Source organism: Gemmatimonadota bacterium (genome assembly GCA_016209965.1).
Taxonomy (GTDB): domain Bacteria; phylum Gemmatimonadota; class Gemmatimonadetes; order Longimicrobiales; family RSA9; genus JACQVE01.
The window spans coordinates 1-12,825 of sequence record JACQVE010000146.1; the positions used below are offsets into that span (position 1 = coordinate 1).

Consider the following 12,825-nt stretch of genomic DNA (forward strand, 5'->3'; position numbering starts at 1 on the left):
GCCCCCGCCTCAACGTCCGCGCTACCGCCTCCGTAGCCGCCACCACGTAGCTCACGTCCGGATCGCGCGTCTTGGACAAGGGCGTGGGCACGCAAATCGAGATGGCGTCGGCCTGGGCGAGAGCGCAGTCATCGTCGGTCGCGGTCAGCAGTCCCTCGCCTACCAGGGCGGCGAGGATAGGGGATGCGACATCGGCCACATGGCTCCGGCCCTCACGCACTGCGCGGATGACGTCGGGCGAGATGTCGAAGCCCAGCACACGGAAGCCGGCCCTGGCGAAGGCGACTGCGAGCGGCAGGCCCACGTAGCCCAGCCCCATGACCGCGACTACGGCGGTGTGATCGGCGAAGCGTTCCAAGAGATCGGCAGCGGCTGAGGGGAAGGGCGGCCATTGCCCACGAACAGGACTGGATCCCATACTCGTGCTCCGTTACCGAGGTTTGCGCTGCGCACGGCGTCCGCCGCCCGCAGAAGCGATAGGGTCCAGGGAGGGTATCAGCGAAAGAGATCGAGAACGAAGCCCGCCTCGCATTGGCGCCCGCAGAGCCGCTGCGCCCGAACGCAAGCACACCAGTCTGCTGCTTCACTACGGCTCTCGCTCTTGCCAGCCCCGGGCACCTCCGATATGCTTGGGGGCCGCAGCACGGGATAGGCGACCCCTCTCGGCCGGTTCTCCACCAGGTTCGATCCAGGTTGACTCGCCTGCAGCGCGGCTGTTCTCGAGCTCACGACCGACATTCTGGCATGAGGCACCTGTCCAGCATAAGCCTGCTCATCTGTCTGGGGTCGCTCGCACCCCGGGGCGCAGCGGGGCAGAGTCGAGCTGCGGCGGCCCCGGGTCCGGCGGCCGGCACCACCGTGTGCGGCATGACCAGCTACCTCTCGCCCGCCGATCTTTCCGATCCGCTGGCGGAGCTCGAGCGGGTAGCGGAGCTGGCCGGCCGCGTGCCCCTGCGCTCGCGGCTCATCCGCAGGCCATCCTCCCAGCGCATGCTGCCCGCGTGCAGCGGCCAACTTGGCTTCCCCTGGGAGCGCCGGCTGCGCCCGGTGCAGACCGACCACGGCCCGCGCCGCCTCGAGCTGCTGCCGCTGAGTTGGGACATTACGCTGAACACCGGTTACCCTGTCGACCAGAACAATGGCGCCGTCTGGGCGGGGCGCGGGCTCTCCACGGCGCTGCACGGCGGGGTGACTTTGCGCTGGGGACCCGTCTCTGCGGTTCTCGCGCCCATGCTTGCCTACCAGCAAAACCGAGATTTCGAGATCGTCCCCGCTAAGGAGGTGCTCCCGGCGGACAGCGAGTTGCGTAACTACTCCGAGTACCTCTTCCCGCCCTTCGGACCGCACATTGACTGGCCGCAGCGCTTCGGCGACTCGGGGTTCTGGACCTTCGACGCCGGGCAGAGCGCGCTGCGGCTCGATGCGCTGGGTGTGAGCGTGGGCGTCTCGAACGAGAACTTGTGGTGGGGCCCCGCACTGCGGAATCCCCTCCTGCTCAGCAACAGCGGGCCCGGATTCGCCCATGCCTTCGCCGGCACGTCCCGGCCGTGGAATATCCGGGTGGGCGAAGTTGAGGCGGAAGCCTTCTGGGGACGGGTGAGCGAATCAGACTACTTCGATGCCCAGGCCGGAAACGACCACCGGCTCTTCACTGGGATGATCTTCAGTTTCCAGCCTCGCCGGCCCCGGGGCCTCTTCCTGAGCGCCGCCCGGATGTACCTGTTAACGATTCCCCCGGACGGCCTCGGCCCGGTCGAATATCTGCTCAAGCCCTACCGCGGCATCGCCCCGGTGGACACCTTGAATGATCAGCTTATAGCTCTTTCCGCTCGCTGGGTCTTCCCAGAAAGCAGTTTCGAGGCTTACGCTGAGTGGGCGCGCGAAGATACCTGGGCTGACGTGGAAGATCTGCTGGGCGAGCCCAACCACAGCCAGGCCTATACAGTGGGGTTCCAGAAGCTCTTGCGCGCGGGGCCGAGGAATCTGCGGCTCTACGGAGAGATGACGCATCTCCAGAGCTCGAGCAGCTTCCGCAGCGGTCGCCAGCAGGTCAGCTTTTACATCCACTCTCTGGTCAGACAGGGGTACACGCACCGCGGGCAGTTGCTGGGCGCCGCGATTGGTCCGGGCGCCAACAGCCAGACGTTGGGCATAGACCTGCTGACTCGTCGGGGTCGTCTCGGACTTTTTGCCAGTCAGACCGTGTACAGCATGGACGCCTACTTCAAGACCTGGGTTCAGAACGACGCCGCTCGGGGGCGCGACGGCCGTGACCAGGCGGTGAGCACGGGGATGCGCCACACCGTGTTCCTGGGAAGCTTCGACCTGGATTGGCAAGCCAGTTATGAGCGACGCCGGAACCGCAATTTCTCGGGCTTACGCGCCGGACAGTGGGACCCTAGCGAGGAGGGGAACTGGACGGTGGCACTTCGTCTCACCTGGCACCCGGAGGCTGCCATCGCACTGCGCCGGGGCCGGTCCGCGGATTTGCCTGTCAAGGGGAACCAGGTACCCGAGTGAAGGATCTTCTGTTTGCGTCGGTGAGACCCAGCCGGAAACGCCGCCGCACTTGCGGGCTCATCGCCTCAGCTTGCCAGGCTTGCCTGCTGGCGGCCCTGCCTGGTGCAGCTCCGGGGCAGCAGGGCGACAGCGATCGTGCCGCGCCCGCGGCCTGCGCACGCACGCCGTTCCTGGCGCTGGCGGGCGTGAACGAGGGGGCAGGCGATCTGGACCGCGTGGCGGAGCTCGCCGGACAGATGCCCGTTCGCTCGCGCATGATCCGCCGGCCCTCGTCCGACCGCGCGCTGCCACCATGTGAGCGCGCCTCTGGCCTCCCCGGGCAGCGCCGGCACGCGTCCGGCAATGCTCACCGCGCCGTCCAGATCGAGCTGCTGCCCCTCACCTGGGCCAATGCCCTGAACAGCGCCTACCCGATAGCGCAGAACAACGGCGCAGTCTGGACGGGCCGGGGCGTGACTAGCAGTATCCGTGGCGGCGCAATCTTGCGCTGGTGGCGGGTATCCGCCACCCTGGCGCCGGTCCTCGCCTATCAGCAAAACAGTGCGTTCCGCACCCTTCCCGTGGCCGAGCCCGGCCACTCCCGCTTCATCTACCCGTGGCACGCGCCGACCATCGATTGGCCGCAGCGATTCGGGGAGGCCGGCTTTTGGACGGTCGACGCTGGACAAAGCACTCTCCGCGTCGATGCGTTCGGCGCCATGTTGGGGCTGTCCAACGAGAGCCTCTGGTGGGGGCCCGCACTGCGGAACCCCATTCTGCTGAGCAACAACGCGCCCGGCTTCCCTCACTTCTTTGCGGGCACATCCCGGCCCCTGGATGTCCGCGTCGGTCACCTGCAGGCAGAAGCTTTTTGGGGGCGCCTGAGCGAATCCGATTACTTTGATGCAGATGCCGGAAACGACCAACGCCTTTGGGCCGGATTCATTGCCGATTTTCAGCCGCGCTGGCTGCCCGGCCTCTTCCTGAGTGCCGCCCGAGTCTACCTCCGCAACGTTCCCCCGCAGGGCTTCGGCCTCCTCGATTACCTGCTGGAGCCCTACCGCAACCTGGCGCCGACGGACACGGTGGACACCCAGATGCTCGCCATCTCCGCACGCTGGGTGCTGCCCGGAAGCGGCTTCGAGCTCTACGCCGAATGGGTGCCGGGGGAATTCCACTGGGACGGCAGCGATGAGGGCCGGGAAACCGATCGCGACCCCGCGTACACGCTGGGCTTCCAGAAGTTGGCCTCGAGCGGTTCGCGCTGGGTTCGCGTCTATGGCGAGCTCACGAATCTCCAGAACTCGCTCAGCTTTCGAAATGGGAAACCCACCGCCACCTATTACACGCACCCGTCGATCCGGCAGGGCTACACCCATCGAGGGCAGATCCTGGGGGCCGCGATCGGCCCCGGCTCGGAGTCTCAGATCCTGGGCGCTGACGTGCTCACTGGCTGGGGTCGGCTCGGGCTGTACGGGCAGCGGGTGGGCTACGACGATGACGCCTATCACGAGACCTGGGCTGAAAACTACGGGTTCCACGGCCACGACGTTGCTGTGACTTTCGGAGTGCATCAGCTCTTTTTCCTGCGCCAGTTCGACCTCGGCTGGGAAACTAACCTGACCAGGCGCCGGAACCGCAACTTTATCAGTCTGGATGGTGTGAACTGGAACTTCCGCAAGGATTGGAATTGGGGCCTTCGGCTTCTCCTGAGCTGGCGTCCATTTTCGTCCCGGCCCTCCCTGGCGGCTCAGCAGTCGCCGGAGCGCGAACTCGGCCGGCGGGACGTGCCTTGAACAGCTCGCGCAAACTTCGGTCAGCGGCCCTGGACGGGCGCTGGTATTGTCCGGGTTACGTAACCGCCGCTGCCAAGCTGCCCCGAGCCGCCGTACCCCCAGCAATATGTCAGGCCCTGCTCGCTGACGCCGCAGGCGTGGCGGAATCCGGCGCTCACGCTGGTAAAGAGGAGGGCACCGCTGACTGGAACTGGCATGGCGCTGGATTCCAGGGCTCCGTTCCCCAGGCGGCCGTCTTCGCCTTCTCCCCAGCAAAACACCTGGCCCTGCGCAGATACGCCACAAACGTGGTGGTCGCTGCCCGCGCTCATGGCTGAGAACGTCAACCCGCCTGCAACGGGCAGTGGGCTGCCCGACATCTGCACGCCCGGAACGCCGAGCTGTCCGCGATCGTTGGAACCCCAGCAGTAGAGCACGGCTGAGAGGGTCAGCGCACACGCATTCTGGGACCCCACGCTCACGACCACAGCGGCCCAGGGGCTGGGCACGAAGGCGGGCACGCTGGTACTCTGCAAATCTCCCGTGCCAAGCTGCCCCACGCGATTATCGCCCCAGCAGTAGGCGCTCCCGCTTGTCGTTACACCGCAGGTATGGGTGTGCCCGGCAGCGATGGAGACGAAGCGGAGTCCCCCCACCACGAGAACGGGGTGAAGCGCGTCCTCGGTGGACCCGCTCCCCAACTGTCCATAGAGGTTGTTCCCCCAACAGTAGGCCGAGCCGTCGAGCGCGATGCCACAGGTGTGTCCGTGCCCCGCGCTGAGGGCTCGCCAACTCCAACTGGCCGAGACGGTTGCCGGCCGCCCGCGGGTTTCCCTGGACCCGGTCCCCAATTGACCGTCCGAACCGAGACCCCAGCAGTAAGCCGAGCCGTCGAGCGTGATTCCGCAAGTATGAGCAAAGCCCGCGCTGATCGATCTGAAGCGGAGTTCGCCCTCCACGGGTACGGGCCAGGCGGTTTGCGCCCCGGCCTTGCTCCCTAACTGGCCGGACCGGTTGGAACCCCAGCAGTAGGCGATGCCACCTTGCGCCACGGCGCAGGTGTGGAAATCGCCAGCCCCGACAGCAAGAAAACCCGCTGGCAGGTCCGGGACAGTCAGCTCTCCGCACGCGCCGCAGAGGGGGGCGAGGAGTGACAGAATCGGTGGGAGCTGAAACTTCCGCCTCTTCACGAGCTGCACGCCGCGGGCACCCGCGCTGCCGCCACCTGCTGAGAGGAGCTATTTGCGGGGTGCAATTTGCCCGAATCCGCCAAATCCCCAGCAGTAAGCTGTGCCGTCAGAGGCCACGCCGCAGGTGTGGGCCTGCCCCGCATCAAGCCCGCGCATGAGCGGTAGGCGGTCCACCCGGGCGGGAGTCGTAGAGAGCAGCGTCCCGCCTCTTCCCAGTTGGCCGAACCCGCCGAAGCCCCAGCAATGTGCCTGACCGCTTTCCGTCAGGGCGCACGTGTGCAACCCGCCCGCGCTGATCGCTCGCCAGGCAAGTCCACCGCCCACGCGCACCGGCGCCACTTCGTTCACCTGCTGACCATTACCGAGCTGCCCCTCGGTGCCACGACCCCAGCAATAAGCGTCGCCCTCTGCGGTAATGGCACAGGTGTGCGCGCTCCCCGCGTCCAGCGTGGTGAAGCGATGCCCACCAAGCACTGGGGCGGGGAGGTCGAACTCTCCCCTGATCCCGTTTCCGAGCTGGCCGTCATTGCCACGACCCCAGCAGTACGCCTCCCCCTCGGGGGTGAGCCCACAGGTGTGGTCCGCCCCGGCGCTCAGCATGATGAAACTCAGCCCTCCGTGCACCTCCACGGGTGCGCCCTGTGCAATGTAAGAACCATTGCCAATCTGCCCAAAGCCATTCTGCCCCCAACAGTAAGCCGCTCCTCCCGCTACGCCGCAGGTGTGCCGGCCGCCGGCCGTAATGGAAGCGAAGCCCAGGCCTCCCTGGACCTGGATCGGCGTCGTGTTACTCAGGGGCGGCCCATGGCCCAACTGCCCCTCCTCTCCCCGCCCCCAGCAATATCCTGTGCCATCCTGCGTCGTGCCACACGAGTGTCGGCCACCAGCGCTTACCTGGATCAGGGCGAGGTTCCCTGCCACGGCCTCCGGTGCAGAACTGCTGGTGCGATTTCCATCTCCAAGTTCGCCCTCATCGCCACGTCCCCAGCAGTAAACGCCCGTTGGCGCGGCAACGCCGCAGCTATGCCCCTGCCCGGCCGCCACGGCGGCGAGGTTCACGACCCCGTCAACGCGCTCCGGGCGTGTCGCCCAGCAGTAGGCCAGCGAGCTCGCGGAACCACATTCGGGGTTCTCCTGCCGACCCAGAGAAGCAAAGGTGACCCCGCCGGCGACTGGCACGGGCACCAGGCTCCCACTCCGATTGCCCGTGCCGAGCTGCCCCACCGCACCACTTCCCCAGCAACGGGCCGCTCCCTCCTCGGTTATGCCACAGGAATGCGTCAGTCCCGCTGACACGGTGGCGAACGCGAACTGGCCAGAAACCTGGCTGGGATTCCCCCGCAGCGTGGACGCGCCCTCGCCTAACTGGCCCTCCGCTCCCCTGCCCCAGCACAAGGCACGGGCATCCAGCGTGATCCCGCAAGTATGGAAGCCGCCGGCGCTTACGGCTACGAAGGAATGAGCACCGCTCACCAGCGCGGGCCGATTGCGACTGGTCAGCGTCCCGTCACCGAGCTGCGCCTGGCCGTTCCTCCCCCAGCAGTAGGCCTCGCCGCTCACCGCCAGCCCGCAGGTATGCTCGGAACCAGCAGTGAGATTGGTGAACCTGTGCCCTCCCACCACCGCCACAGGCACTTTGCTGTCCTGATAGCTGCCGTTCCCGAGTTCTCCCTGGGCACCACGGCCCCAACAGTAGGCGGCCAGGTCGTGCGCGATGCCGCAGGTGTGAAAGGCGCCGGCACTGAGCAGGGCAAACCTCTGTGCAGTCGAAACCGGCGTCGGCTCGCGCTGCGTTTCTGCCGATCCGTTGCCCAACTGGCCGTGGAAGTTCCAGCCCCAACAGAATGCCTGCCCATTCCCCGCGAGAGCGCACGTATGCACGCCTCCAGCGGCAAGCGCGGCGAAGCTCCGCCCACCCGAAACCGCTACTGGAACGTTGCTGCTGGCCAGCGATCCCGCGCCCAGCCGGCCAAAGCTGCCTTCGCCCCAACAGTAGGCATGGCCCATCGAGGTTAGCCCGCACGTATGCTGCGTACCCACGCTGACCGCCGAGAATGTCAGACCTCCCGACACTGCGCTGGGCGCCAACGCCGTGCTCGCGCCGCTGCCGAGTTCACCGCTGCTGCCATCGCCCCAGCAGTAAGCAGCGCCCGCTGCGGTCAGACCACAACTGTGCTCGCTCCCGGCGCGAAGTCGCTCGAGCCCGTTCCCCAGCGAGGTATAGGGGACGTCCCCGAGCACGCGCGATGGCACTCCTGCAGGCGCTGCATCCCCGTTGCCGAGCTGTCCAGACACACCGAAGCCCCAGCAGTAGGCCACCCCCTCCGCTGCGATGGCGCAGGTGTGCGCCTGGCCCGCCAAAACTGACACCACGGCCGGGAGATCGGCCACGCGCACCGGCTGCGCTTGCCGCGAGCTGGGCCCAGCGCCCAACTGGCCGAACCCACCGAACCCCCAACAGTACGTTTCACCCGCCAGTGTGACGCCGCAGCTATGCAATCCACCGGCGCTGATCGACCGCCATTTCAGTGCTCCACTTACCGCAACGGGCAACGTCTGGTTAACCGCTTGCCCATTCCCAAGCTGCCCCTCCGTCCCGCGCCCCCAACAGAAGGCAGCGCCGTCCAGCGTGACAGCGCAGGTGTGCATTGTACCCGCGCTAACAGTGACAAAGCGCCGCCCGCCTGGCACCATGATGGGCACGTCCCGGTCCTGGAAGCCGCCATAGCCGAGGCGTCCGTCAACGGCTCGGCCCCAGCAGAAGGCAGCGCCGTCCAGGGCGATGCCGCAGGAGTGTTCGTCGCCGGCACTGACAACGGTGAACCGAACCCCACCGCTAATCTCGACGGGCACGCCCTGCGCTATCGCCGACGCGTTACCTACCTGCCCGAATCCATTAGCGCCCCAGCAGTAGCCGCTGCCCCCTACCGCCACGGCACAAGCGTGCTGGCCGCCGGCGCTGAGCGAGGTAAACCTCAAGCCGCCCGAAACCAGAACCGGTATCGCGCTACTTGCGGATCCTCCCGCCCCAAGCTGCCCCTGTGTACCGAGACCCCAGCAAAAGGCGTCGCCACTCATGGTCAAGCCGCAGCTATGAGCCCCGCCCACCGTCACGGCGCCCATGGGCTCTTGCGCCAGCACCGCGACCGGTACCTCTGCGTTGCTCCGGCCGCCATTGCCGAGTTGACCGTTCGACCCGCGTCCCCAGCAATGCACCGTAGCTTCAACAGTGACCGCACAGACGTGCTCTCGGCCGACAGCCATGGGCGCGCTCACAACTTTCACCTCAGCCGTGCCCGTCACTCCGTCTACGGTCGCGGCCAGGGTGACCTGGCCTTCCATCACTCCGCTTACCAGACCGAGGCTATCGACGCTGGCAACCGATGTGTCGGAGCTCTCCCACTGTACCGGCCGATTCGGGAGCTGCATACCGTTCGCGTCCTGGAGCTGCACGCCGAGCTGCCTCGTCTCGCCAACAACCACCAGCGCCACTGCCGGCACGACCCGGACGGCTCGCACCGGGCCAGCCAAATCTGTCGGGCCATCGCAGGCGGCAAGGAGGTGGACGCAGACAGCACTCGAGGCGGTCCAGCCAACCCATTTCCCTATTCGCCGGCCGCTGGCTCGTCTGGGTGCGCCCACGGCATGTTCGGGAGCGGCGCGTGCCAGGCTCGAGGACCATGTGGGCCGCCCGGTGCCGCACTCCACCACCGGCGGCGCGCGGCGACCCCCGGCCCCCGGCTTGTGGGCAGGACTATGGAAGATGATGCCGATGGGATGAGCTCGGATGCGGCAGCAGCAGCGGCCTAGCCTGGCTTCCCACGGTAAGGAACGGCTGGCGTGGAAATCCAGGCTAGCCGATCTTCTTGCCCGCGTAATAATAGGCGTACGAAGCCCTCGAGCCGTAATGCACTTGTCGTTTGTGGTCGACGTCGTTCAGCACAGCTCCAAGTACCGGGGCACGCACGTTGCCAAGCTGCTCGATGGCATAGGCCAGGGCGTCGCGGTCGGTCACGCCGGCGCGGGCCACCAGCAAGACGCCGTCCGAGTTGGTTCCCAGCACGGCGGCGTCGGTGACGACGTTGAGGGGAGGCGCGTCCAGGATCACCGTGTCATACGAGCCTTGCAGTTGCTCGAGCAGCCGGTGCATCCGCGGGGAGCCCAGCAGCTCTGCGGGATTAGGCGGCAGCACGCCTGTACTGAGCAGGTCGATCACGCCGCTGTCGCCCACGTCGATACCCTGCACTGCAGCTTCGACGGGCTCCCTGCCCAGCAGCACCTCGGAGAGACCTGGTTCCCGCAGCTTGCCGAACACCTCATGCAGCGAGCCGCGCCGGAGGTCCGCATCCACCAGCAGAATGCGCGCCCCTTGCTGGGCCAGCGTGATGGCGAGATTGGTGGCCGTGGTCGACTTGCCGTCCCCGGGCATGGCGCTGGTGAAGACCAGGGTCTTGAGCGCGCGCTCCGGAGAAGAGAAAGTGATGTTCGTGCGCAGGTTGCGATACGCTTCGGAAACTGCACCTCGCGGATCGCGGTGCGTGACCAGCCGCGGCTCGATGGACGTGCCGTCTCGGGCCGGCGCTCCGGGCATGCGCCAGCCGCGCCCATTAGGCGAAGCTGCCTCTCGGATGCGCGGAATCAGCCCCAGCACAGTCAGCCCTGTGGCGAGCTGCAGGTCCTCGCGGGTGTGCACACTGGTATCCAGATATTCTCGCCCGAACGCCATGCCCAGGCCCAGAGCCAGACCGAAGAGCAGCCCGAGCGCCAGGCTGAGCGGCTTGCGCGGCTTGATGGGCCGGAGAGGCGAGATGGCCGGATCCACGACCCTCACACTGAGGTCCTCCACCGCGGCCATGATCTCCGCTTCCTTGAGCCGTGTCTGCAAGAGCGCGTAGACCTCGCCCAGCACTTTGCCCTGACGCTGCAGCCGCGCCAACGCGATTTCTTTGGCCGGGATCCCCGCCAGTTCGTCGCGGAAGGCCATCAGGGCCTCGTTCAGCGACGCGACCTGACTGGTCAGGCCAGAGAGATACGTGGTAGCGATAGAACGAAGCTGGTCCTCCAGCTCATGGATGCGGACCGTAAGTACCTGGACATCCGGATCCTGCAGGGTCCTCCGGTTGAGCAGGGAAGCGCGCGCGTTCTCGACCTCCGCCAGCAAGCGCAGGAGCTCGGAAGCGGCGGCGTTCCTGAGCAGGGTGGGGAAGGCCATCAGCCGCCGGTAGGGCGAGGCCTCGACGCCGCGCGCCGCCGGACTCGAGCCTTCCACCTCGCGGACCAGCTTCACCAGCGCCGCCCGCTCGGCCTCGACCATGTCGCGCTGCGCCTGCATCTCGGCCAACCGTTTCACCTGCGCAGTGGCTTCCGCCTCCAGGCTGACCACGGCCTCCCCCTCCCGGAACGAGCGGAGCGCCTCCTCGGACGTGGTGAGCTGTTGCGTGAGCGCGGCGATCTGGTCGTTCAAAAAGTCCACCGTGCTCCGCGCCTCCGCCTTCTGAACCCGCTGGCGCTGCCCGATGAAGTGCCGGGCGGTCGCGTTCGCCACGTCGCGGACCAGCTCGGGATCAGTTCCCTCGTAGCGCACGACGATGATGTCCGCTTCCCGGTTCGGCCGCGCCACGGAGAGCGTACGCTGAAGCCGCTTCACGGCAGAAGGGAAGGAGGCCACGCTCAACTCCAGCAACTCGTGGCGCGCGGCTGCCGGTGCCAGCGCCAGACGAAGCCCATCCAGGGTGATCGGTTCGCCCACACCAACGTCGCCGTAAGCCACAACGCGCTTGCGCGCGAGGAATCCGCCCTCCTCGCGGAACTCGCCCTGGACCTCGAAGCGCCCATCTGCTCGCCCCCGCAGGCGATACCGTGCCGCCGGAGCCGAGCGGGTCACTTCCAGCAGCGACAGCATCGAGCTGCGCGGGCTGCGGCGGGGCTTGCTCACGACTACCTGCAATCCCAGCGAATCCACCACGACTTCGGCCAGCGTGCGACTGCGCAGCACCTCCATTTCAGTGTTGATCTGGCTGCCCGACCTGAGGGTCTCGAGCGCATCCAGCACGGCAATGTTTGATTTCCGTTCGTCCACCCGGATCGAGGTCGCCACCTCGTAGACCGGGACGGTCGTGATCAGGAACAGGACTGTCGCCGCCAGGACCAGGGCGGGCACCCCCAAACTGAGCAGCGGGTGCCGGCGCGCCACGTTCCACAGGGAGCGAAGCCGGACCTCTTCCTGCCGGCGAGCCGGTGGAATCGAGACTACACGATTTATGCTGTTCATCTAATTTCGGCCACGGTCAGTTTTTGTTTAGAATGATAGCCAGCATGATTCCCACACCCGTGGTCATAATACTCACGGCCACGCCGTAATTACGGGCCAGCCAGCTTCGCTCCGGCACGTAGACCTCGTCGCCCGAGCGCAACGGCGAATCCGTTATCCTCGTCCGTTCATTCAGCTCCGCTACGATGCGCTCGCCGTCACGAAGTATCTCGATCCTGTCCCGCCGACCTACGCCCGTGGCCCCGCCTGCGAGCGCAAGCCCGTCGCCGAGCGACATGGTCAGATCCAGGCTGTAAAGCCCGGGTCGGTGCACGGCGCCCAGGATCTTCACGCGCCGCAACACGATGACATCCACCACCGGATCGCGGAGGTAGGTCTCGAGTTCCTCCACCAGCCGCGCCTTCAGCGACGCGGCTGTTTCCCGGGTGACGTCGTAAGCGCCCACCCTGGGAAGCACGGCTACGCCGTTGTCGTGCACCGGGAACTCGCCCGTCATATCCGGCTCGCGCCACACGACCAGCTTGATGACGTCGCCGGCGCGCAGGTATTCGCCCCCCGGCTCGGCCTCGAGCGCAGGCATGGATTTGGATTGCGCCAGCGCCAACGAGCTGGCCGACAGGAGCAGGGCGAGCAACCAAGTGCATCGGGATATTTCTGTCATGACCAGCGGAAAGTGCGAGTTGTCAGGAATTCGGATCGCCGGAGCTGGCCCTGCGACACGGTTATGCCCCGGTCAGATCGCAACTTAGGCCGGCGCTCCCGCTGCGGCAAGTAGAGCAAGAGCATCGAGTCCGGCAAGCTTGCGCGTACCCGGAAGCGGCGCCGGAAGCGGCGCTGGCCGGTCGAGCTGCCCGAGGCGCAGCGCCAGCGCCTCCGGTCGCTCGGCCAGCGAAGCATCGACGTGCGGCGTGGTGATGAGCTGGGTGACACCCTGCTGCTGAAAGCGACGCAGCGCGGCGGCCGACTCGTCCAGATCACGGGCTCCGTCATCGACACCGGGGACCAGGTGGTTGTGAAAATCCGTGCCACCGCGCACGCTTCGCGGCCCCTATCCCCTCGCTCCCAACTGGCCGCACAGGACCTGGACGAC

8 protein-coding genes are annotated in these 12,825 nt (G+C 66.9%); 2 read left to right on the plus strand and 6 right to left on the minus strand.

The window, feature by feature from the left end; genetic code table 11:
- A partial coding sequence (locus tag HY703_06045; GenBank protein ID MBI4544733.1) for a UDP-N-acetyl-D-glucosamine dehydrogenase occupies window positions 1–358 on the minus strand: 358 nt, incomplete at its 3' end.
- A 386-nt stretch (window positions 359–744) separates the two neighbouring features.
- Here HY703_06045 and HY703_06050 point away from each other — a divergent pair.
- Together HY703_06050 and HY703_06055 are read left to right on the plus strand one after the other, a co-directional pair.
- Window positions 745–2,520, plus strand: coding sequence for a hypothetical protein (locus HY703_06050; GenBank protein MBI4544734.1), 1,776 nt, complete (start codon window positions 745–747; stop codon window positions 2,518–2,520).
- Window positions 2,517–4,295, plus strand: a complete 1,779-nt coding sequence (locus HY703_06055) for a hypothetical protein (GenBank protein MBI4544735.1) — start codon at window positions 2,517–2,519, stop codon at window positions 4,293–4,295. The genes HY703_06050 and HY703_06055 overlap by 4 nt, the downstream gene beginning before the upstream one ends.
- 20 nt (window positions 4,296–4,315) lie before the next feature.
- Here the strand turns inward: HY703_06055 and HY703_06060 are convergent, their stop codons facing one another.
- From HY703_06060 to HY703_06080, 5 genes are all read right to left on the minus strand, one after another.
- Window positions 4,316–4,834: a hypothetical protein gene (locus tag HY703_06060; GenBank protein MBI4544736.1), complete on the minus strand. Its 519-nt coding sequence runs from the start codon at window positions 4,832–4,834 to the stop codon at window positions 4,316–4,318.
- Between the two features lie 678 nt (window positions 4,835–5,512).
- Window positions 5,513–8,983 carry an Ig-like domain-containing protein gene (locus HY703_06065; protein ID MBI4544737.1) on the minus strand — a complete coding sequence of 1,157 codons (3,471 nt, stop codon included), beginning with the start codon at window positions 8,981–8,983 and terminating at the stop codon, window positions 5,513–5,515.
- A 334-nt stretch (window positions 8,984–9,317) separates the two neighbouring features.
- Window positions 9,318–11,735, minus strand: coding sequence for a polysaccharide biosynthesis tyrosine autokinase (locus HY703_06070; protein ID MBI4544738.1), 2,418 nt, complete (start codon window positions 11,733–11,735; stop codon window positions 9,318–9,320).
- Window positions 11,736–11,751: 16 nt separating this feature from the next.
- A complete protein-coding gene (locus tag HY703_06075; protein MBI4544739.1) occupies window positions 11,752–12,369 on the minus strand; it encodes a polysaccharide biosynthesis/export family protein in 618 nt (205 codons plus the stop codon).
- Window positions 12,370–12,480: 111 nt separating this feature from the next.
- Window positions 12,481–12,771 (minus strand): hypothetical protein, encoded by a 291-nt coding sequence (locus HY703_06080; GenBank protein MBI4544740.1) that lies wholly within the window; start codon window positions 12,769–12,771, stop codon window positions 12,481–12,483.
- Between the last annotated feature and the right edge of the window lie 54 nt (window positions 12,772–12,825).